The organism is Novosphingobium sp. BL-S-19 (assembly GCF_055521675.1).
This window is the reverse complement of the sequence record NZ_CM145498.1, coordinates 2,064,896-2,087,334: the sequence shown is the minus strand read 5'-3', so window position 1 is coordinate 2,087,334 and position 22,439 is coordinate 2,064,896. Positions and strand designations below refer to the sequence as shown.

The 22,439-nt window shown below is 64.3% G+C and carries 18 protein-coding genes; 14 read left to right on the top strand and 4 right to left on the bottom strand.

The features are described 5' to 3' along the window. Positions 1–184: 184 nt before the first annotated feature. Positions 185–1,747 (bottom strand): amino acid permease, encoded by a 1,563-nt coding sequence (locus ACZ1JV_RS17960; protein WP_465138455.1) that lies wholly within the window; start codon positions 1,745–1,747, stop codon positions 185–187. A 181-nt stretch (positions 1,748–1,928) separates the two neighbouring features. On the opposite strand from ACZ1JV_RS17960, the gene panB reads away from it, so the two are divergent. From panB to ACZ1JV_RS17945, 3 genes are read left to right on the top strand one after another with little or no spacing between them, the layout of a single operon-like run. Continuing rightward, entirely contained in the window at positions 1,929–2,798 is an 870-nt protein-coding gene (gene panB / locus ACZ1JV_RS17955) for a 3-methyl-2-oxobutanoate hydroxymethyltransferase (RefSeq protein ID WP_465149896.1), read from the top strand. After that, entirely contained in the window at positions 2,795–3,259 is a 465-nt protein-coding gene (locus ACZ1JV_RS17950) for a GNAT family N-acetyltransferase (protein ID WP_465149895.1), read from the top strand. Before panB ends, ACZ1JV_RS17950 begins: the two co-directional genes overlap by 4 nt. Positions 3,260–3,301: 42 nt before the next feature. Continuing rightward, complete coding sequence (locus tag ACZ1JV_RS17945) at positions 3,302–4,978, top strand: M28 family metallopeptidase (protein ID WP_465149894.1); 1,677 nt, start codon at positions 3,302–3,304, stop codon at positions 4,976–4,978. A 1-nt stretch (position 4,979) separates the two neighbouring features. Here the strand turns inward: ACZ1JV_RS17945 and ACZ1JV_RS17940 are convergent, their stop codons facing one another. After that, positions 4,980–6,503 (bottom strand): ABC1 kinase family protein, encoded by a 1,524-nt coding sequence (locus ACZ1JV_RS17940; protein ID WP_465149893.1) that lies wholly within the window; start codon positions 6,501–6,503, stop codon positions 4,980–4,982. 117 nt (positions 6,504–6,620) lie between these two features. On the opposite strand from ACZ1JV_RS17940, the gene ACZ1JV_RS17935 reads away from it, so the two are divergent. After that, the gene (locus ACZ1JV_RS17935) at positions 6,621–7,205 is read left to right on the top strand and encodes a septal ring lytic transglycosylase RlpA family protein (protein WP_465149892.1); all 585 of its coding nucleotides are present in this window, start codon (positions 6,621–6,623) and stop codon (positions 7,203–7,205) included. A 3-nt stretch (positions 7,206–7,208) separates the two neighbouring features. Here the strand turns inward: ACZ1JV_RS17935 and ACZ1JV_RS17930 are convergent, their stop codons facing one another. After that, positions 7,209–7,658 carry a globin domain-containing protein gene (locus ACZ1JV_RS17930; RefSeq protein WP_465149891.1) on the bottom strand — a complete coding sequence of 150 codons (450 nt, stop codon included), beginning with the start codon at positions 7,656–7,658 and terminating at the stop codon, positions 7,209–7,211. Positions 7,659–7,721: 63 nt separating this feature from the next. Between ACZ1JV_RS17930 and ACZ1JV_RS17925 the strand changes: the two genes are divergently transcribed. From ACZ1JV_RS17925 to lpdA, 10 genes are all read left to right on the top strand, one after another. Beyond that, a complete protein-coding gene (locus ACZ1JV_RS17925; protein ID WP_465138448.1) occupies positions 7,722–8,141 on the top strand; it encodes an Rrf2 family transcriptional regulator in 420 nt (139 codons plus the stop codon). A gap of 74 nt (positions 8,142–8,215) precedes the next feature. Beyond that, positions 8,216–8,377, top strand: a complete 162-nt coding sequence (locus ACZ1JV_RS17920; protein WP_465138447.1) for a hypothetical protein — start codon at positions 8,216–8,218, stop codon at positions 8,375–8,377. 315 nt (positions 8,378–8,692) lie between these two features. Next, a complete protein-coding gene (locus ACZ1JV_RS17915) occupies positions 8,693–10,855 on the top strand; it encodes a M3 family metallopeptidase (protein WP_465149890.1) in 2,163 nt (720 codons plus the stop codon). A gap of 353 nt (positions 10,856–11,208) precedes the next feature. Continuing rightward, positions 11,209–12,177 (top strand): cell wall hydrolase, encoded by a 969-nt coding sequence (locus ACZ1JV_RS17910; RefSeq protein ID WP_465149889.1) that lies wholly within the window; start codon positions 11,209–11,211, stop codon positions 12,175–12,177. A 112-nt stretch (positions 12,178–12,289) separates the two neighbouring features. Continuing rightward, positions 12,290–12,640 (top strand): hypothetical protein, encoded by a 351-nt coding sequence (locus ACZ1JV_RS17905; protein ID WP_465149888.1) that lies wholly within the window; start codon positions 12,290–12,292, stop codon positions 12,638–12,640. Positions 12,641–13,109: 469 nt separating this feature from the next. Then, positions 13,110–14,072, top strand: a complete 963-nt coding sequence (gene mdh, locus ACZ1JV_RS17900) for a malate dehydrogenase (protein ID WP_465149887.1) — start codon at positions 13,110–13,112, stop codon at positions 14,070–14,072. 177 nt (positions 14,073–14,249) lie between these two features. Next, positions 14,250–15,140 (top strand): succinate--CoA ligase subunit alpha, encoded by an 891-nt coding sequence (gene sucD, locus ACZ1JV_RS17895; protein WP_465149886.1) that lies wholly within the window; start codon positions 14,250–14,252, stop codon positions 15,138–15,140. Between the two features lie 173 nt (positions 15,141–15,313). Then, positions 15,314–18,178, top strand: coding sequence for a 2-oxoglutarate dehydrogenase E1 component (locus ACZ1JV_RS17890; RefSeq protein ID WP_465152601.1), 2,865 nt, complete (start codon positions 15,314–15,316; stop codon positions 18,176–18,178). A gap of 8 nt (positions 18,179–18,186) precedes the next feature. After that, on the top strand, positions 18,187–19,419 hold the full coding sequence (gene odhB / locus ACZ1JV_RS17885) for a 2-oxoglutarate dehydrogenase complex dihydrolipoyllysine-residue succinyltransferase (protein ID WP_465149885.1): 1,233 nt from the start codon (positions 18,187–18,189) through the stop codon (positions 19,417–19,419). Between the two features lie 172 nt (positions 19,420–19,591). Then, positions 19,592–20,992: a dihydrolipoyl dehydrogenase gene (lpdA, locus tag ACZ1JV_RS17880; protein ID WP_465138441.1), complete on the top strand. Its 1,401-nt coding sequence runs from the start codon at positions 19,592–19,594 to the stop codon at positions 20,990–20,992. An 81-nt stretch (positions 20,993–21,073) separates the two neighbouring features. Here lpdA and prsR read toward each other — a convergent pair whose 3' ends face one another. Further along, the gene (gene prsR / locus ACZ1JV_RS17875; protein WP_465149884.1) at positions 21,074–22,438 is read right to left on the bottom strand and encodes a PEP-CTERM-box response regulator transcription factor; all 1,365 of its coding nucleotides are present in this window, start codon (positions 22,436–22,438) and stop codon (positions 21,074–21,076) included. Position 22,439: the final 1 nt, after the last annotated feature.

Below are 22,439 nucleotides of genomic sequence, written 5' to 3'. Positions count from 1 at the left end.
GCCTGGTGCTAGAGGTGCCACCAACTGGTTAATTTGCTCTTACTGCGACACCGCGCCGCCTGTGGATCGTGCTGTGGATAAACTCTTGATAGCTTGTGGAGCTTAAAGGGCCGTTCAAATCCCGCATAAGAAAAAAGGGGGCTGTATGGCCCCCTTTTTCCGTTTTTGCCATGCGTGGCTTGGCTTACACCGGCGGAACCGGCTGCGGCGGCGCATCGGCGTCAACCTCATGAACGTCCACGATACCCTGGCCGATGTGGCTCTTGCGGTAGCCATAGGCGAAGTAGACGATCAGGCCGATGCCACCCCACACGGGGAGCACCATCATCGCTTCGAACGGCAAGTTGAAGAACAGGATCACGCAGCCCAGGATGGCGATCGGCGCGACCAGCCACACCAGCGGCGTGCGGAACGGACGGTGACGCTTCGGATCGCGCACGCGCAGGATCAGCACCGCGATCGACACCATCAGGAACGCGAACAGCGTGCCCGAGTTCGAAATGTCGGCCAGCTGGCCCACCGGCAGCAGCGCCGCGGCAATAGCCACGAACACGCCGGTGATGATCGTCACGATGTGCGGCGTCTTCCACTTGGGGTGGACAGTCGCCAGCTTCTCGGGAAGCAGGCCGTCGCGCGCCATCACGAAGAAGATGCGGGTCTGGCCATAGAGCATCATCAGGATAACCGACGGCAGCGCAAGGTTTGCGGCAAGGCCGATAAGGTCACCCGCAACCGTGTAATTGATCGAGCGCAGAACGTGGGCCAGCGCCTCGTTCGAGCACACCAGCGGCACCTGGTCCTGCTTGGCAAGCGCGGCGCACTGGGCGGCGAATTCGGCCGAACCCGGCTGCACACCAAGAGCGGTGGGCTGCGCGCCCACTGCGCCGATGGCGCCGCCTGCGACCAGCAGATAGAACACGGTGCACAGCGCAAGGCTACCGATCAGGCCGATCGGCACGTTGCGCTGGGGGTTCTTGGTTTCCTCAGCCGCGGTGGAAACCGCGTCGAAGCCCACATAGGCGAAGAAGATCGACGCCGCCGCGCCCACGATGCCAAGGCCGCTGCTGCCTGCCGGGCCGAACCAGCCGTTGGGTGCGAAAGGCGCGAAGTGCTCACCCTTCATCATTGGCAGAGTAAAAATGATGAACATGGTCAGCGCGCTGACCTTGATGGCGACCAGGACGGCGTTGAAAGTGGCGCTTTCCTTGGTGCCGATCACCAGCAGTGCCGTCACCGCCAGCGCCACGAAGATGGCGGGGACGTTAATGATGCCGTGGCTGAAATCGACGCCCGAAAGCGACCATGCCGGGCCTGACGATAGTAAGGCGGGTAACTCGAACCCCGTCAGACTTTTCAAGAGGCCCATGAAGTAGCCCGACCAGCCGACGGAGACGGCCGAGGCGGCAACCGCATATTCCAGGATCAGCGCCCAGCCGACCATCCAGGCCAGAAGTTCGCCGACGACGGCGTAGCTGTAGGTATAGGCGGAGCCCGAAACCGGCACCATCGAGGCCAGTTCCGAATAGCAGAGCGCCGCGACCGCGCAGATGGCGCCGGCAATCACGAAGCTCCACATCATGCCGGGGCCAGCTTTCTGGGCCGCAGCGGCGGTGAGAACGAAAATGCCGGTGCCGATAATTGCGCCGACGCCGAGCAGCGTCAGTTGCACAGGCCCCAACGTCCTGTGGAGAGATTTCTTTTCCGCGGTCGCCAGAATGGCGTCCAGCGGTTTTACGCGTCCGAACATTATTGGACCCCCGAGTTCTTGTATGACGGCGACGCTAGCGTGCTGCGGCCGTATCGCAAGCGTTAAGGCGGTTGGTTCCCCATATTACTGCATCCTGTCGACGTGGGCCGACCGATGTGCCGGCGCATGTATCGCGGTTCCGGGGTTTTCGCACGGGACCGGGGCGGCTAGAAGGCCGGTCATGTCCACGACCTTCCAGCTCGATACCGCGACCAGCCGCGCCAATCCCACCCCGGCGCCGATGAAGCGCCTGACGGTTCCCGCCATCCAGCGCCGCAAGGCCGGCGGCATCACCGCCGATCCGCTGGTCATGCTGACGGCCTATACCGCGCGCCAAGCGCAAATCCTCGACGAGCATTGCGACATGCTGCTGGTCGGAGATTCGCTGGCACAGGTGATCTACGGCCTGCCTTCCACCCTGCCCGTCACGCTCGACATGATGATTGCGCATGGCGCCGCTGTCGTGCGCGGCAGCTATCATTCGCTTGTCGTCGTCGACATGCCGTTCGGCTCTTACGAAGGGAGCCCGCAGCAGGCTTTCGCTTCGGCTGCGCGCATCATGGCCGAGACGGGCTGCGCGGCGGTGAAGCTGGAAGGCGGCGTCGCCATGGCGGAAACGATCGCATTCCTCACCAGCCGGGGCATTCCGGTGATGGCGCATATCGGCCTCACGCCGCAGGCCGTAAATGCGCTGGGCGGCTATGGCGCGCGCGGCCGCAGCCAGGAAGAACATGCCAAGATCGTGTCCGACGGCAAGGCCGTGGCCGAGGCCGGCGCGTTCTCCGTGGTGGTGGAAGGCGTGCTGGAACCCATCGCCGTCTCGCTTACCCATAGCCTTGAAATCCCGGTGATCGGCATCGGCGCCTCCGCGCAGTGCGACGGGCAGGTGCTGGTCGCCGAAGACATGCTGGGCATGTTCGACCGCGTACCCCGTTTCGTGAAGCGCTATGCCGACATGGCCACGCTGGTTTCCGAAGCTGCCGCCAAATACGCCGAAGAAGTTCGCGCGCGCGCCTTCCCAGGCCCGGAACAGACCTATCAGCCAAAGTGACGGGTTTGGAATTACGGGTCGACGATCCGAACGCACCTTACGTTGCCGACTTGCTCACCCATCACCTTGCCGAACTGGCCTCGGTGATGGGCGAACATGCCTTCGCACTCGACGCCAGCGGCCTGTCCGAACCGGAAGTCACCTTCTGGACCGCGTGGCGCGACGAGAAGCTGGCAGGATTCGCGGCGCTCAAGCTGTTGGGTAATGACGCCGGCGAGGTGAAATCGATGCGCGCCGCCCGCGAGGCGCGGGGCACCGGCGTCGGCCGCGCGCTGATCGACCACGTCGTTGCGGAGGCACGCAACCGAGGGCTGCAGCGGCTCTATCTTGAGACCGGCACCGCACCGCTTCACCAACCTGCCATCGACCTCTACCGCAAAAGCGGCTTCATCTCCTGCCCGCCCTTCGCGGACTACGAATCGAGCCCGCACAATCAGTTCATGGTGCTGGACTTGCGTTAAGCGCCCTTGCCTCCCCTGCCTCCGCGCCTAAAAGCGGGTGCCATGAAAATATCCCCCCTTCTGGCGCCCCCCGCCATGGCCATTGCAGCGCTGCTCGCATCCGTGTCCCACCCTGCCATCGCGAAGGAAGCGATTGATCCCGACCGGATGGTCGCCGATGTGAAGACACTCGCCTCCGACACTTTCGAAGGCCGCGCGCCGGGCACCGTGGGCGAAGAGCGCACGATCGGCTATCTGATCGCACGTTTCCAGGACATTGGCCTCCAGCCAGCAGGACCTGACGGGCAATGGGTGCAGAAGGTGCCGCTGCTGCACACCAAGCTGGGCACGCCTAAAACGCTGGCGTTCAGCGGCCCCAAGGGCACGATGCCCGTCACGGTGGCCAAGGACATCTATATCTCCACCATCCGCCCGGACGACAGCGCGCGTATCGCCGGGGCTCCGGTGGTCTTCGTCGGCTACGGCGTAAACGCGCCCGAACGCGGCTGGGACGACTTCAAGGGTATGGGCCTCAAGGGCAAGGTCGTCGTCTTCCTCATCAACGACCCGGATTTCTACGCAAAGAAGGGCGAGCCGGCCGCAGGCAAGTTCGGCGACCGGACGATGACCTACTACGGCCGCTGGACCTACAAGTTCGAGGAAGCCGCACGCCAGGGCGCCATCGGCGCGCTGATCGTCCATGACACTGCCGGTGCCGGCTATGGCTGGAACGTCGTCACCAGCCCGGGCGGCGAGAATTACGACATCGTGCGCCAGCCGGACCACCTCACCAGCCTTGCTCTTCAGGGCTGGCTGTCAGGCGATGCGGCCACGCGGCTGTTCACCTCGGCCGGGCTGGACCTTGCCAAGCTGTCGGTCGCCGCGCGTAGCCCGAACTTCAAGCCCGTGGAACTCAAGGGCGTCACCTTCGATGCCGACGTGCCGGTGAACCACGAAGAAGTCATGAGCCACAACGTGCTGGCACAGATTCCCGGCACCACACGCAAGGACGAAGTGGTGATGTTCGGCGCCCACTGGGACGCTTATGGCAAGGGCGCTCCCGATGCGCAGGGCCGCATCTACCGCGCGGGCGCCAATGACGATGGCATCGGCATCGCCGGCATTCTCGACATTGCTCGCGTCATGAAGGCAGAAGCCGCGCCGCAGCGCACGGTCGTCTTCGCCGCATGGTCGGCCGAGGAGCGCGGGCTTCTGGGCTCGGAATTCTATGCCGCGAACCCGGTGTTCCCGATGGAGAAGACCGTCGCCAACCTCACCATCGATGTGCTCCAGACCGCCGGTGCCGCAAACGACGTGACGCTGATCGGCAAGGGGCAGGACACGCTGGAGGATGACATGGCCCGCGTCGCGGCCACGCAGGGCCGCCGCGTCACGCCGGAAAGCCTGCCCGAGCGTGGGCTGTTCTACCGCGCCGATCACTTCTCCTTCGCCAAGCGCGGCGTACCGGTCATGCTGATGATGGGCATCGCCGGCGCCTCCGACCTCAAGCAGGGCGGCATCAAGGCGGGGCAAGCGTGGATCGATGCCTATACCGGCCAGTGCTACCACCAAGCCTGCGATGCGTGGTCGCCCGACTGGAAGATGGAAGGCGCCGTGCAGGACGTGGAACTGATCCGCACCATCGGTGAGGAACTCGCTAACTCGACCAAGTGGCCGCAGTGGAAGCCGGGTTCCGAATTCAAGGCCGCGCGCGACAAGTCCGAGGGCGCACGCCAGTAACTCAAGTCCAGTGAACGAGCAGGTCGGCGAGCGCGTGGAACACCACCGCTCCGCCGACCAGCCACCCGGCCAACCGAATAGCCTTGGCCGTGCCCTCATCGCGGGGCGGAGGGGATGGAGCCTCCATTCGCGAAGAGGCCGCCCGCAGAAAGCGCGGCGCTTCCTCTGCAAGGCGCGAGAATTCCAGCAGTGCGGTTTCCAGCTTGTCCGGCGCGGCAAGACGCGAAAGCCGCGAGGCGACGAGCTTGCCCCGCATCCGTTCCAAGGCATCCGACAAGTCGAAATCCGGCGCGATCCCGGCAAGCACGCCGTCCATCGTCACCATGGCCTTGAAGATAAGCACAAGATCGGGCGGCAGGACCAGCCCCTCCTGCCGCAGGAGCGGAAAGAAGTCCGCCACCATGGCGTTCAGCACCAAGGCCCCGGTGCCATGCCGCGCGACAAGCCGCTCGGAAGCGCGCAGCAGCTTTTCACGCGGAACATCGCCACCTTCCGACCATGTGGCCAGCATGTCCGCCACACCGCCAGGATCGCCACTGCGCAAGGCGAGCACGAAAGTCAGGAATTCATGCTGTCGGCGGGGACTGACAAAGCCGACCGAGCCCAGATCGAGCAGCGCCAGCCCATCGTTTCCCGCAGTTTCAGGACGCAGGCATAACAGGTTGCCCGGATGCGGATCGGCATGGAACCGCCCATTGACCAGCACCATCTCCAGCACCAGTTCCGCGCCAAGCGAGGCGATACGCGACGGATCGATGCCGGCCGCTCTCAACGCGTCCGGGTCGCGCGGCGGCAACCCGTCGACATAGTCCATGACCAGCACCTGCTCGCCGGTCCACTGCCAATGGATACGCGGCACGGTAACGCGATCCAGCGAAGCAAGGTCGGCCCGCAACAGATCGGCATTGCGCCCCTCATTGGTGAAATCGAGTTCGTCCAGAATTTCGCGGCCAAGCTGCTCGATCATGGCGGCCGGCTTCGTCCTGCGCACCGCGGCACTACGCGCTTCCGCCAGCGCGGCGAGATGCCGCATGAGCCTGAGGTCCGCCTCCATCCGCGCGCGGATGCCCGGGCGGCGGATCTTCACCACCACCTCCCCGCCATCATGCAGGCGCGCACGGTGGACTTGCGCGATGGAGGCGGCGGCAAGCGGTTCGGTATCGAAATAGGCGAACGCGCTTTCCGGCGGCTCACCCAGCGCCGCCTCCACCTCACCGCGCAAATCCTCGAACGGCACACGCGGCGCGTCGCTCTGCAACTGCTCGAAAGCGGCGATCCAGGCGTCGGGCAGCAAGTCGCGCCGAGTGGCCAGTATCTGGCCGAGCTTCACGTAAGTCGGCCCCAGTGCCTCCAGTCCGCGCCGGGTGCGACTGGGCAGATCCCGCGCCTCTGTGCCGGCGCTGTCATCGCCCTCCCCGATCCCCAGCCGCACGGCCAGCGATTCCAGCCCGAAACGCGCGATCACGGCGGAGACTTCCGCCATTCGCCCCCGGTCCCGCGCAGCCACGGCTATCGACTTGAACATGCGTCACTCCTTCAGCGGTGGACAACCGGCCGAACCGGCCCGTGGTTCCGCTAATCCGCCCTTCCCCGGCGTCAGGCCGATTGGACAGTGCACCGCAAGCAACGCTAGGGATCGGGCATGAGCGGCAGTTTAACGGGGGCGCTCAAGCCCATATTCGCAATTGCATTGATCTCGGCGCTGGCAGCCTGCGGCGGCGGCACGAAGTTCCGCGCGGTCAGCGATACGCCCGTGCGCGTCGGCCCGCCCTACAAGGTACGCGGTGTCACTTATACGCCGGCCAACCAGCCCGGCTATGACGTGCTGGGTTATGCGACGTGGTACGGGCAGGAGTCCGGCAATCAGGTTGCCAATGGCGAACGTTTCCGCCCGGACTGGATCACCGCCGCGCACAAGACGCTGCCGCTGCCCAGCTATGTCGAGGTTACCTCGCTAGACACTGGTCGCCGCATCCTGGTCCGCGTAAACGACCGGGGCCCCTATGGTGATAGTGCTCGCGTGATCGATCTGTCGCGCGGAGCCGCCGAGGCGCTGGGCATCCGGGCCAAGGGCAAGGCGGCCGTGCGCGTCCGTATAGTTCAGCCTTCAGAAAAGGACCGCGCCGCCCTGCGCAAGGGCAAGGCGGCGGAAGAACTGCCGCCGGTCACCCCTGCGGCACTGACAAACCTGCAATCCCAGTTCGAGCGCGGCGTGGGCACGCGATAGGAGTCAGGCCGTTTCCAGTTCGGCGTAGGCATCGGCCTCCTTGCCGATCAGAATATCCGCGAGGAACCAGTACGCTTCCCCCCAAGCGGCGAGCACTTCGTCGGTTGCGGCTTCCCCCAGAACGTCACGGATCGCGGGAAGCAACGCTTTGGCCACCAGCGGATAATGTTCGGCCTTCACGCCCGTTTCGACATGGCGCTGCACCATCCGCGCAACCGCGCCGGTCAGATTCTGCAACTTGTCGACATTCTGCGCATAGCCAAGGATCGCGGCTGCCAGCCGGCGGGGCTGTTCGCCCGAAGCTTGCGACGCCTGATCGAACATGGCGCGCACATCTTCGTTCTCGAAAAGTCGCGCGTACATGCGGGTGGTGATCTCCACGCCGTGCTGCTGAAGCGCGGGCGCGGTGGCCTTGATCACGGCGACGGTAGTTTCGCTGAGGGGAGCAGCCATATGCATCTATACTCTCACCTGAAAAGATGTAAATACGAAGCATCATTTATCCGGAGAACGCGATTGCGCCTTACCGCGCACACCGATTACGCCCTGCGCATCCTGCTTCACGCCGCCGTCGATCCGGACCGGCTGTTCTCGATCGCGCAAGTGGCGGAGGCACACGCCATTTCGCGCAACCACGCGATGAAGGTGGTGAACCTGTTGGGCAACGCCGGGCTGCTGGAGACTGTGCGCGGGCGCGGCGGCGGCTTCCGGCTTGGGCGGCCGGCCACTGCGATCACGCTGGGCGAGGTCGTGAGACTCACGGAACCCAATCTGCAGCCCGCCGATTGCGACAATTGCCTGCTGCGGGGCGCCTGCGGCCTTACCGCTCTGCTGCGCAAGGCAATGGGCGCATTTCTGGCAGAACTCGACGCGCATACGCTGGCCGATGCGGCGAACGGAACGCGCCTTCCGCTTCCTCTTCCGGCCTTCGCCTGATAGTCCCGAAACTGGACGAAAGTCGGGAACCAACGCCGACAGTCCGCGTTTGCCGCCTTGAGAGGAGATGGATCATGAACATCGGCGCAGAACTTCCTTATCGCCGCAGCCGCTTTGCGCGCCGCACCGGATCGCTGATCTTCGATCGCCAGCTTGAAGATCGCGTGCGCCAGCACGAGGAAGGCCGGGATCACCCTATGCAGATTTGGTCGAACGGTCGCTTCCGGTCGAACTGACCGGGCCGGAATCCCCCCGCCGGCGATAGAGCCTCTTCAAGAGGCTTCCCGCGACCGTCGAGGCGCCGGGGCGCAAGCATGTTGCGTCCCGGCGTCATGATTCTTGGTGATCAGCAAAGCTGGAAACCGTGTTTGCGCAACCCGTCACGATTGGCCGCCTGTGTGCTTGCCAGTGGCGATTTTCTGCGCTTCAACCCCGGCCGTCCACCAACTGCGGCGCCCGTTCCGGCGCACCGGGCGGGGCCGTTCAAGCGGCTCTGCGGTCCGGTTTCCGACCCCTTATTTCCGGGTTGCCGCCGCCAGGAGAAATGACCGATGAAGACCCGGCTCATGGCCGCCGCTGCCCCGATTGTACTCGGCGCCGGCCTGCTTGGAGGCATGCCCATGACTGCATTTGCCAAGGAACCTCCGAAGGCCGCAGCTCCGGCCTATACCGGCCCCTTCGCACAGCCCAGCACCCTGCCCTACAGCGCGCCGGACTTCTCGAAGTACAAGGATAGCGACTGGCAGCCCGCCATCGAAGCCGCCATTGCCATCAAGCGCGCCGAGATCAAGGCGATCGCCACCAACAAGGCCAAGCCGACTTTCGAGAACACGCTGGTCGCCATGGAACGCGCGGGCAGCATGTACGACCGCGTGGACAATGTGTTCAGCCAGCTGACCTCTGCCAACACCAACGACACGCTGGACGCAGCGGACACCGCGCTCAGCCCGCAGATTTCCGCGCTCAACGATGACATCTATCTCGACGATGCGCTCTTCGCCCGCGTGAAGGCCGTGCATGACAGCGCCGAGGGCAAGGCGTTGACCGGCGAGGACGCGATGTTGCTTTCGACCACGTACGAGAAGTTCGTCAATCGCGGTGCGCTGCTCTCGGCCGCGCAGAAGGTGGAACTGAAGAAGCTGAACCTTGAGATCGCGACGCTGGAGACCAAATTCTCGCAGACGCTGACCGCCGGCACCGCGGCGCATGCAGTCGTGTTCGACAATGCCGCCGCACTGAAGGGCATGAGCGATGCCGCCATCGCCGAAGCCGCAAAGCGGGCCACCGAACAGGGCAAGCCGGGCAAGTACCTGATCCCGCTGCTCAACTTCACGCAGCAGCCGGTGCTGACGCAGCTGACCAACCGCGACAGCCGCAAGAAGGTGTTCGAAGCCAGCATCAACCGCACCAGTTCGGGCGACCAGTACGACACCACCGGCATCGTCAGCCAGATCGCCGTGGCGCGCGCCAAGAAGGCGCAACTGCTGGGCAAGCCGGATTTCGCCACGCTCAACATGTACAACCAGATGGTCACCTCGCCCAAGCAGGCGATGGACTTCATGAAGGGCTTCGTCCCCGCTCTGCGCGCCACGCAAGACCGTGAGGCCGGCCTGCTGACCGAAGCCGCCAAGGCGGATGGCGTGACCGACGCTCTTCAGCCCTGGGACTGGAGCTACTACGCGGAGAAGGTCCGCAAGGCTAAGTTCGACCTCGACGAAGCGACTATCAAGCCGTACTTCGAAGTGTGGAACGTGCTGGAAAACGGCGTTTTCTATGCCGCCACGCAGACCTACGGCATCACCTTCAAGCGCCGCACCGACCTTTCGGGCTATCACCCGTCGATGCGCGTCTATGAAGTGTTCGACAAGGATGGCTCGTCGCTGGCGCTGTTCTACTACGATCCCTTCGCCCGCCCCAACAAGAAGGGCGGCGCATGGATGAACAACTTCGTAGACCAGTCCTACATCAACGGCACCAAGCCGGTGATCGTCAATACGCTCAACATCGATCCGCCCGCCGATGGCCAGCCCCCGCTTGCCACATGGGACAATGTGACGACGATGTTCCACGAATTCGGCCACGCGCTGCACGGCTTCTTCGCCAGCCAGAAGTACACCTCGCTCTCGGGCACCAACACCGCGCGCGACTTCGTGGAGTTCCCTAGCCAGTTCAACGAGAACTTCGCCACCGTTCCGCAAGTGCTGAACAACTTCGCCAAGCACTACCAGACCGGCGCGCCGCTGCTGGCGGGCCTGCTCGACAAGATCCAGGCGGCAGGCAAGTTCAACCAGGGGCTTGGCCTGGGCGAGACGCTGACCTCGGCCATGCTCGACATGCGCTGGCACACGCTGAGCCCCGAGCAAGCCGCACAGCCGCCGATGGCTTTCGAAGCCAAGGCGCTCGCAGAGACCGGCCTGCGCACGGACCTGATCCCGCCGCGCTACAAGACGCCGTACTTCCGCCATATCTGGGACAACGGCTACGCAGCCGGCTACTACGCCTATATCTGGACCGAAGTGCTGGCGCACGATGGCTGGGCCTGGGTGGAAAAGAATGGCGGCATGACGCGCGCGAATGGCGATCACATTCGTGCCAGCTTCCTGGGACAGGGCCATTCCAAGGACTTCGCACAGATGTACCGCGATTTCACCGGGCATGATCCCAGCGTGGAACCAATGCTGGAAGCACGCGGGCTGACGCAGGGCTCCAAGTAAGGGCACCACACAAGGACAAAGGAAAACGGGCAGGCGCGACCTGCCCGTTTTTCGTTGCACCGCTCATTTATTCGACCGGAATGGCGCGTTCGCCACTCCTTCATCCTTTCCGCCGATATCGTGCCGCTTCGGGACGCCACCGAGACCGCCCATGCGGAACACCGCCCGATGCGTTAGGCGCAAAAGGCGCGCCACTTTGAACTTTGGGACTGCTTGTGACGGATATCGCCCCCATCCCTAAACTACGCGGAATGGAGTCGCTCCCGCGCGACTTCGCCGTGCGTGGCGGGTGGAGGCATCGGCGCAAGCGGGCGCAGAAGCGGTGGGCTCTGTCGATTTGCGCACTGGCAGCGATGGCCCTTCCCGCCTTCGCCGAGCCGGGTACCTGGGCCCGATTTTCCATCGGCGATGCGCCAAGCGGAAACGAATCCGTGCTGCCGATGCCGTTCGAACAGAAGGGCGAAAGCTTTCCGGGGTCCGCCTATTACTACTTGCAAGCGGAACCCGCCGTTCAGACGACCACCACCGACAACGCCTTCAGCGATCCATCAGGCCCGATTGCGCGGCCGTTCCGCTTCGAAGGTACGGCGCTGGACCGCGCGCGTGCACAGCAGTGCATGACCATGGCGATCTATTACGAAGCCGCAACTGAACCGGACGCCGGACAGCGCGCCGTGGCGCAAGTGGTGCTCAACCGCGTGGCGCATCCGGCCTATCCCAAGACGGTCTGCGGGGTCGTGTTCGAAGGATCCGAAAGGCCTACGGGCTGTCAGTTCACGTTTGCCTGCGACGGATCGCTGGCCCGCGCGCCGCAGCGTTTCTTCTGGGACCGCGCCGCCGCCGTCGCCCGTTCGGCGTTAGCCGGTGATGTCTATGCGCCGGTGGGCTTGGCCACGCATTATCACACGATCCAGATCAATCCCTACTGGGCACCAAGCCTTCATTACCTCACGACGATCGGCGCACATCGCTTCTACAGCTTCAACGGCGCGGCAGGTGCCCCCGGATCGTTCCGCTTCGCCTATCTGGGCGGCGAACCCTTGGCGGCACCGCGTCCTCGCGATCTTTCGGCCGCGACTGCCTTGGCCGATGCCGCGCTGGATCCTGTTGCCTTGCAACGCGCTTTCGCCGCCCCTGTCGCTGTTCCCGCAGTGCATCCGGCCACGACGAATGCCGACGGCACGCCAGCACCACGCTATTCCGAAGAGGTGCGCGCGCGCGGAGGCGACAACCTTTACCGCGCGCAGAATTTGCCCGAGGCACAAGGCATTCGCCCCGAATATGCCAATTCCGGCAAATGGATAGCTGCACCTGGTACCTGAAAAGGACGAGCTGAAGACGACGATAACGCTCTGGCAACCATAGCCCCTCACGAAGACTTAGCGCCCAGCGTGGCAGAAAGGGCCTGCGACAACGACAAAAGGGCCCGCGACAATGACCATCCGCTTTTCCGCCGCACGGGGCGGGACGACACCGGCGGTCATGCGCATGCGCTGTTCGTGGACTCCGCTTGATGCCGTCAATGACAACGGCTCTGTACGGCGCACCTCTCCCGTGCTGCCCTCCGCTGCCAATCAGAACGGCCACGATCAACGGATGTTGACCGAGGCATTGCGCCACTTTGCCGTCTACGGGCTATCTGCCGCCCGCCACGCCCGCTCGAATGCAGAAGCGGCACGTCTCGCCGGAGATGACAAGGCCTGCCATTGGTGGATTGCGGTATGTCGCCAGCTTGATCGCCGCATGGCGGAAGCGTTCGAAAGGCGCATTGCGCGCAGCGGTTGAGCCATCGGCGGGGGCTCGCACATATTCCCCTTCCATATTGCCCACACCCACAGAGCGTTTGCTTCGGCGGCGCTCTTTACTCGTTCCCGCAGCATTGTTCGCGACCACGCGCCTTGTCGACGCGCCGACTCGCTTTCAAAGTTCTTGCCAGCGTAATCCCGGTGCGGGAGACTCGCCATGCCGCAGCCAGCTTGAGAGCTTGCGAATAGCGCGGTCGCGATTGCGCCGAATGGCTGGGTTCGCGCGCCCCCCTGCGCCGAATCCCGCACTTTCATTCGATCTATTGCAATTGCGAACTATTATCATTAATTTCTGCGCCCAGCTGCCTTTTGGCGGCCGTTTCCCGGTTGCATTGTCGGATTGAGGGGCGTACGGCGCCCTTCGTCAACACTGGCACCTGCCTTTAGCGGGACACAGCAGGAGCCATTTCGTCCGAAGCGCCCGCCTTGTGGGAAGGACAAGCAGCAACATGGCTCGTAAGAAGATTGCCCTTATCGGCGCCGGCAACATCGGCGGCACTCTCGCGCACCTCGCGGCACAGAAGGAACTGGGCGACATCGTCCTGTTCGACGTCGCTGAAGGCCTGCCGCAGGGCAAGGCGCTCGATCTGTCGCAGTGCGGCCCGGTCGAAGGCTTCGACGCCAAGATCACCGGCACCAACGACTACGCCGACATCGCCGGCGCAGACGTCATCATCGTCACCGCCGGTGTCGCCCGCAAGCCCGGCATGAGCCGTGACGACCTGCTCGGCATCAACCTGAAGGTGATGAAGTCGGTCGGCGAAGGCATCGCCGCCAACGCACCCGATGCTTTCGTGATCTGCATCACCAACCCGCTCGACGCGATGGTCTGGGCGCTGCGCGAATTCTCGGGCCTGCCCCACAACAAGGTCGTCGGCATGGCCGGCGTGCTGGACTCGGCCCGCTTCTCGACCTTCCTGGCCTGGGAATTCGGCGTTTCGGTCCGCGACGTGACCTCGTTCGTGCTCGGCGGCCACGGTGACACCATGGTGCCGGTGGTCGAATATTCGACCGTCAAGGGCATCCCGGTTCCCGACCTCATCAAGATGGGCAAGTCCACGCAGGAGCGTATCGACGCCATCGTCAAGCGCACCGCCAATGGCGGCGGCGAAGTGGTGGGCCTGCTCAAGACCGGCTCGGCCTTCTACGCACCGGCCGCTTCGGCGATCGCCATGGCTGAATCGTACCTGGGCGACCAGAAGCGCGTGCTGCCCTGCGCCGCGCACCTCGAAGGCCAGTATGGCGTCGACAACCTTTACGTCGGCGTGCCCGTCGTGATCGGCGCCGGCGGCGTCGAGCAGGTGATCGAGATCGAACTGAACGAGCAGGCCAAGGCCGGCCTTCAGGTTTCGATCGACGCGGTCAAGGAACTGCTGGTCGCCTGCAAGGCGATCGACGGCTCGCTGGCCTGATCTGACTGAACCGGCCCCGCCCGCCCCCGACGATACGTTTCGAGGGGGTTGGCGGGGTTTCGGCTCATAGGGTCGTTGATTTTACGACTTGCACGGTTGCACTTCGCGGAATTTGCGCCATGGCGCTTCCCAAGCCGTAACACGGCCTACCCCAGGAACAGGAATTAGGATTTCCCTATGTCCATTCTCGTCGACAAGAACACCAAGGTCATTACCCAGGGTATGACCGGCAAGACTGGCAGCTTCCACACCGAAGCCGCGCTGGCCTACGGCACCAAGATGGTTGCCGGCGTCACCCCCGGTAAGGGCGGCACCGACCACATCGGCCTGCCCCAGTACGACACCGTCGCCGAAGCCAAAGCGGCTACCGGCGCGACTGCCTCGTGCATCTACGTTCCGCCCGCCGGCTGCGCCGACGCCATTCTCGAAGCGATCGACGCCGAGATGGAACTGATCGTCGCCATCACCGAAGGCGTTCCGGTTCTGGACATGGTCCGCGTGAAGCGCGCCCTCTCGGGCTCGAAGTCGCGCCTGATCGGTCCGAACTGCCCCGGCGTCCTGACCCCCGGCGAGTGCAAGATCGGCATCATGCCCGGCAGCATCTTCTCCAAGGGTTCGGTGGGCGTTGTTTCGCGCTCGGGCACGCTTACCTATGAAGCTGTGTTCCAGACCACCAACGCCGGCCTCGGCCAGACCACGGCCGTTGGCATCGGCGGTGACCCGGTTAACGGCACCAACTTCATCGACGTCCTGGAACTGTTCCTGGCCGACGAGGCTACCAAGTCGATCATCATGATCGGCGAAATCGGCGGCAGCGCCGAAGAAGAAGCGGCTCAGTTCCTGAAGGACGAAGCCAAGCGTGGCCGCAAGAAGCCGATGGTTGGCTTCATCGCCGGCCGCACGGCGCCTCCGGGCCGCCGCATGGGCCACGCCGGTGCGATCGTCTCGGGCGGTCAGGGCGGCGCCGAGGACAAGATCGCGGCGATGGAAGAAGCGGGCATCCGCGTCTCCCCCTCGCCCTCGCTGCTTGGCGAGACGCTGGTCGAGGTTCTCAAGGAACTGGCGTAACCAGTTTTGCCCGTGGCGACGGTTCGCCGTCGCCACGGGTCTATAAATAACCGGTGCGATCTGACGCCGGACGATTTGCGAAGACACGGGACCTCCCCCATTTCCCGGCTTCGCGCAGACTATGCTCGGTAGCGCCGGGAATCCCCTCCCGACGCCACATGAAGGTGATTCCCATGGGCGACGAGAGTTTCGACTTCACCCCCGGCTCGGCTGACAATGGCCCCCTCGACGGCCCGCAGGCCGGACCCAGCTGGCAGCGCAAGAACTGGCCCCTTGTCGGTGCCGAGTTCGAGGACGACCTTACGCAGGGCCTCGACCCCGCAGCGCTGAAGGTCCAGATCGAGAAGGCGGCCGCCAAGGGTGGTCCGAAGATCGACCAGTCCCGCATAGACGAAGCGGCGGCCGATGCCATCCGTGCCATGATGTTGATCCGCACATATCGCGTGCGCGGTCACCTGGCTGCCGAACTCGACCCGCTTGGCCTGAACCAGCGCCAGCTCCCCGCTGACCTGACCCCCGAATATCACGGCTTCGTGGGCGCTGCGCAGGACCGTCCGGTCTACGTCGGCGGCGCGCTGGGCCTTGAGTGGACGACCGTTCGCGAGATCGTGCAGATCCTGCGCGCCAACTATTGCGGCAAGGTCGGCCTCGAATACATGCATATCTCCGATGTCGAGGAACGCCGCTTCCTCCAGGAGCGCATGGAAGGCGCCGACAAGGAGATCGAGTTCACCGTCGAAGGCAAGAAGGCGATCCTTCAGGCCGTCGTCCGCGGTGAGCAGTACGAAAAGTTCCTCGGCAAGAAGTACGTCGGCACGAAGCGGTTCGGCCTCGACGGCGGCGAAGCCATGATCCCGGCGCTGGAAGCCGTGATCAAGTACGGCGGCACGCTGGGCGTGAAGGAAATCGTGTACGGCATGGCCCACCGCGGCCGCCTGAACGTCCTCGCGAACGTCCTTGCCAAGCCCTACAAGGTGATCTTCCACGAATTCTCGGGCGGCACCGCCAACCCGGAAGACGTCGGCGGCTCGGGCGACGTGAAGTACCACCTCGGCACTTCGGCCGACCGTGAGTTCGACGGCATCAAGGTCCACATGAGCCTGATGCCCAACCCGTCGCACCTCGAAACCGTCGATCCGGTCGTGCTCGGCAAGGTTCGCGCCTACCAGACCATCGCCGACGATATCGGCGACGACGTCGGCCCGGGTGCAAAGCACAAGCAGGTGCTGCCGGTCCTCATCCACGGTGACGCGGCCTTCGCCGGCCAGGGCATCATCTGGGAGTGCTTCGGCCTCTCGGGCGTGAAGGGCTACAACACCGGCGGTTGCATCCACTTCATCATCAACAACCAGATCGGCTTCACCACGAGCCCGCAGTTCGCGCGCAACTCACCGTACCCGTCTGACGTGGCGAAGGGCGTTCAGGCCCCGATCCTGCACGTCAACGGCGACGATCCGGCTGCCGTGACTTTCGCGTGCAAGCTGGCGATCGACTATCGCCAGACCTTCGGCCGCGACATCGTGATCGACATGTGGTGCTATCGCCGCTTCGGCCACAACGAAGGCGACGAGCCTGGTTTCACGCAGCCGCTGATGTACGCGCAGATCCGCCAGCACCCGCCGGTCAGCCAGATCTATGCCGAACGTCTGAAGAAGGAAGGCGTCATCGACGACGCGTTCCTGCCGCAGACCGAAGCCGCGTTCACGCAGCATCTGGAAGAGCAGTTCGAAGCCGCGAAGACCTACAAGGCCAACCAGGCCGACTGGTTCGCCGGTCAGTGGAGCGGCTTCCACAAGCCTGCCGATCCCGAAACCGCGCGTCGCAACGTCGAAACCGGCATCGAGAACAAGCTGTTCGACAGCCTCGGCCGCGTGCTGACCACCGTTCCTGAGGACCTCACCGTCCACAAGACGCTGGCCCGCGTAATCGCTGCCAAGGAAGAGATGTTCAAGTCCGGCGACGGCTTCGACTGGGCCACGGCGGAAGCACTGGCTTTCGGCAGCCTCGTCACCGAAGGCTACAGCGTGCGCCTGTCCGGTCAGGACTGCGAACGCGGCACCTTCTCGCAGCGTCACGCCGTCTGGGTCGACCAGAAGGACGAACACAAGTACACCCCGATCAAGACCCTGCCCCACGGCAGCTTCGAGGTGCTGAACTCGACGCTTTCGGAATATGGCGTGCTCGGCTTCGAGTACGGCTACGCCAGCGCCGATCCGAAGACCCTGGTGCTGTGGGAAGCGCAGTTCGGCGACTTCGCCAACGGCGCGCAGATCATCATCGACCAGTACGTCGCCTCGGCCGAGTCCAAGTGGCTGCGCGCCAACGGCCTCGTCATGCTGCTACCCCATGGCTACGAAGGCCAGGGTCCGGAGCACTCGTCGGCCCGTCTGGAGCGTTACCTGCAGCTCTGCGCACAGGACAACATCCAGGTCTGCAACATCACGACGCCCGCGAACTACTTCCACGTTCTGCGCCGTCAGATGCACCGTCCGTTCCGCAAGCCACTGGTCATCATGACGCCGAAGTCGCTTCTGCGTCATCCGCTGGCGAAGTCGGCCGCTTCGGAATTCCTCGGTGACGGCCACTTCCGCCGCCTTCTCTCGGACCCCAACGGTTCGAGCGACGAGGCGACGAAGAAGGTCATCCTGTGCTCGGGCAAGGTCTTCTATGACATCCTCGAAGCACGCGATGCCGCCGAGATCGACGACACCCAGATCATCCGTCTTGAGCAGCTCTACCCCTTCCCGGGCGAACCGCTGACCAAGCGCCTGTCGCGCATGCCGAATCTCGAAGAGATCGTCTGGTGCCAGGAAGAACCGCAGAACAACGGTTCCTGGTTCTTCGTCGAATCGCAGATCGAAGCTGCCGCCAAGGAAGCCGGTGTCGCCCAGCCGCGTCCCCGCTACGCCGGCCGCAACGCCTCGGCCTCGCCGGCCACCGGTCTCGCCAAGCGCCACGTCGCCGAACAGGCTGCGCTGGTTGCCGATGCGCTGCACCTCTCCGTCCGTTCCGAACTCCGCCGCAAGCAGAAGGCTTGAGATAAATCATGACCACCGAAGTCAAGGTCCCCGTCCTTGGGGAATCCGTCGCCGAGGCCACCATCGGCCAGTGGCTGAAGCAGCCCGGCGAAGCGGTTGCCGCTGACGAGCCCATCGCCAGCCTGGAGACCGACAAGGTCGCCATCGACGTCATGGCGCCGCACGCCGGCGTCATGGGCCAGCAGCTTGCCAAGGAAGGCGACACCGTCGTCGTCGGCGCGCTGATCGCCACGATTGAAGCCGGTTCGGGCGCTGCCGCTCCCGCCGCCGCAGCGGCCCCCGCCGCTTCGGCCCCGGCCCCTGCCCCGGCTGCTGCTGCCGTTGCACCCGCCCCGGCTGCCGCCGCGGACGACGCTTCGGCCGGTTCCTCAGTGCTGTCGCCGGCCGTGCGCCGCGCGATCCTGGAACACGGCATCGATCCCGCTACCATCAAGGGCACCGGCAAGGACGGCCGTATCACCAAGGACGACGTCCTTGAAGCGGCCAAGAACAAGCCGGCTTCGGCCCCTGTTGCTGCTTCGGCTGCCGCTGCTCCGGCGGCGCGCAACGAAGAGCGCGTCAAGATGACGCGTCTGCGCCAGACCATCGCCAAGCGTCTGAAGTCCGCGCAGGACAACGCCGCGCTTCTCACCACCTTCAACGACGTCGACATGTCGGCCGTCATCGAAGCGCGCGAGAAGTACAAGGACGTGTTCCAGAAGAAGCATGGCATCAAGCTGGGCTTCATGTCGTTCTTCGCCAAGGCTTCGGTCCTCGCGCTCAAGGACATCCCGGCCGTCAACGCGCAGATTGACGGTGACGAGATCGTCTACCACGACTACGTCGACATCTCGATCGCCGTCTCGGCCCCGAACGGCCTTGTCGTTCCGGTCGTGAAGGATTGCGATAAGCTGGGCTTCGCCGGCATCGAGAAGGCCATTGCCGACTTCGGCAAGAAGGCCAAGGAAGGCACGCTGACCATGGCCGACATGGCCGGCGGTACCTTCACCATCTCGAACGGCGGCGTGTTCGGCGGTCTGATGTCGACCCCGATCATCAACCCACCGCAGTCGGCCGTGCTCGGCCTACACCGTATCGAGGACCGCCCGGTCGTGCGCAACGGCGAGATCGTGATCCGCCCGATGATGTACATCGCGCTGTCTTACGATCACCGCATCATCGACGGTCGCGAAGCGGTTACCGCGCTGAAGACCATCAAGGAAGCGATCGAGGATCCCACGCGTCTCCTCATCGACCTCTGAGGTTGCCTCGCCGCTCCGCCAGCCTTCACGGGCATTGTCTTCACGGCAGGCGGAGCGGCAAGCCCCAAACACCCTTCGACAAGCTCAGGGTGAGCGGGTTTAATTGACTTGAATACCATTTCCCGCTCAGGCTGAGCTTGTCGAAGCCCCTAGCGCGACGGAGGCCTAAACAATGGCTGATTACGATTACGACGTCCTTGTCATCGGTGCCGGCCCTGGCGGCTATGTCGCCGCGATCCGCGCCGCGCAGCTCGGTCTGAAAACCGCCTGCGCCGAAGGCCGCGAGACGCTGGGCGGTACTTGCCTCAACGTCGGCTGCATCCCCTCGAAGGCGCTGCTCCACGCTTCGGAATACTTCGAAGCGGCCAAGGAAGGCGGCTCGATGGCCAAGATGGGCATCAAGGTCACCCCGGAACTGGACCTCGACACCATGCAGGGCCAGCGCCTCGACGCGGTCAAGGGCCTGACCGGCGGCATCGAATTCCTCTTCAAGAAGAACAAGATCGACTGGCTGAAGGGTTACGCCCAGTTCAAGGACGCGCACAGCGTTGAGGTTGCCGGCAAGACCGTCACCGCCAAGAACATCGTGATCGCCACCGGCTCTTCGGTCACCCCGCTCCCGGGCGTGGAAATCGACAACGCCGGCGGCGTGGTCGTGGACTCGACCGGCGCGCTGGAACTGGCCTCGGTTCCCAAGAAGATGGTCGTCATCGGCGGCGGCGTGATCGGCCTTGAACTCGGCTCGGTCTGGCGCCGTCTCGGCGCGGAAGTCACGGTCGTAGAATTCCTCGACCAACTGCTGCCCGGCATGGACCTCGACGTCCGCAAGGAAGCGGCCAAGATCTTCAAGAAGCAGGGCATGACGCTCAAGCTTTCGACCAAGGTCACCGGCGTGGCCGTTGAAGGCAAGGCTGCCAAGGTCACTGTCGAGCCCGCCGCCGGCGGCGCTGCCGAAGTGATCGATGCAGACGTCGTGCTTGTTGCCATCGGCCGCAAGCCGAACACCGACGGCCTTGGCCTCGGCAACATCGGCCTCGAACTCAACCAGCGCGGCCAGATCGAAACCGACCACGACTTCGCGACCAAGGTCGACGGCGTCTGGGCCATCGGCGACGTGATCCCCGGCCCGATGCTCGCCCACAAGGCCGAAGACGAAGGTATCGCCGTTGCCGAGAACATCGCGGGCCTGACCGGCATCGTGAACCACGACGTGATCCCGGGCGTGGTCTACACGCAGCCGGAAATCGCCGGCGTCGGCCTGACCGAAGAGGCCGCCAAGGCTCGCGGAGCGGTGAAGGTTGGCAAGTTCCCGATGCTCGCCAACTCGCGCGCGAAGACCAACCATGAGCCCGACGGCTTCGTGAAGGTAATCGCGGACGCCGAAACCGACCGCGTACTCGGCGTATGGTGCATCGCCTCGGTGGCGGGCACGATGATCGCCCAGGCTGCGCAAGCTATGGAATTCGGCGCGACGTCGGAAGACATCGCCTACACCTGCCACGCGCACCCGACCCACTCGGAAGCGATCAAGGAAGCGGCCATGGCCGTGCAGGGCAAGCCGATCCACATCTGATTCGGCCCGCCTTTGAAGGCATAGAAAAGGCCGGTGGTGCTGAACGCGCCACCGGCCTTTTTCTTTGACAGTCTGCCCCAATCAACTTTGTAAGTCGTACTGCTTCAGCAGATCGTAAAGCGTCGGCCGGCTGATACCCAGCATCTTGGCGGTGCTGGAAATATTGCCCTCGCTGCGGGCCAGCGCATGGCGGATCACCTTACGGTCGGCCTGCTCGCGCGCGGTCTTGAGATTGAGGGCGTTGGCCACCTGCTCGTCGGGTTCGGCAAGGTCCAGATCGATGGCGGAGACAAGCTTTTCGTCCGCCATGATGACCGCGCGCTTCACCCGGTTCTCCAGTTCGCGCACATTGCCCGGCCATTGCCAGGCATCGATGGCGGCCAGCGCATCGGCGGAAAAGCCCCGCACCCGCGGGTTCATTTCCTTGGCGTAGCGATTGAGGAAAGCCTTCGCGAGCAGGGTCGCATCGCCCGGCCGCTCGGCAAGGCTGGGGATCTTCACGACGATTTCGGCAAGCCGGTAGAACAAGTCCTCGCGGAAACGCCCGTCCGCGATCATCGCTTCCAAATCCTGATGCGTGGCGCAGACGATGCGCGTATCGACCGGGATCGACTCCCGCGAGCCCACGCGTTCGATCACCCGCTCCTGAAGGAAGCGCAGCAGCTTGACCTGAAGCTGAAGCGGAATGTCACCCACTTCGTCGAGGAACAGCGTACCGCCGCCGGCCTGCTCGATCTTGCCCGGCGTGGTTTTCACAGCCCCGGTGAAGGCGCCCTTCTCGTGGCCGAACAACTCGCTTTCCAGCAGGTTCTCGGGGATCGCGGCGCAGTTGATCGCCACGAATTCGCCCTTGGCCCGCCCGCTCGCCTCATGCAGCCCGCGCGCCAGCAGTTCCTTGCCGGTGCCGGATGCGCCCAGCAGCATCACCGAGACATTGGTGTTGGCCACACGCTCGATCGTCCGCGCCACGCGCACCATCTCCGGCGCGGCGGTAATCATCCGACCCAAAACCTTGTCGTCCTTCTCCACCTTGGAGGCCAGACGGCGGTTCTCATCCTCAAGCCGGTGAAGCTGGAGCGCACGGCGCACGATCAGCCCCAGCGCATCGATATCGACCGGCTTCTTGTAGAAGTCGTAAGCCCCGCGCGCGATCGCCTGAAGCGCGGATTCGCGGGCGCCATGACCGGATGCGACGATCACCTTGGTATCGGGCTTCAGCGCCATGATCTCGTCGAGCACGGCAAAACCCTCGGTCACGCCATCGGGATCGGGCGGCAGGCCCAGATCGAGCGTCACCACGTCGGGCATTTCCGAGCGCAACAGAGCCATGGCCTGAGCGCGGTCACCCGCGATCAAGACCTCGAAATCCTCGTAAGCCCACTTGAGCTGGGCCTGAAGCCCGGCATCGTCCTCTACGACCAGCAACTTCGGAAGCGTCTCGGTCATC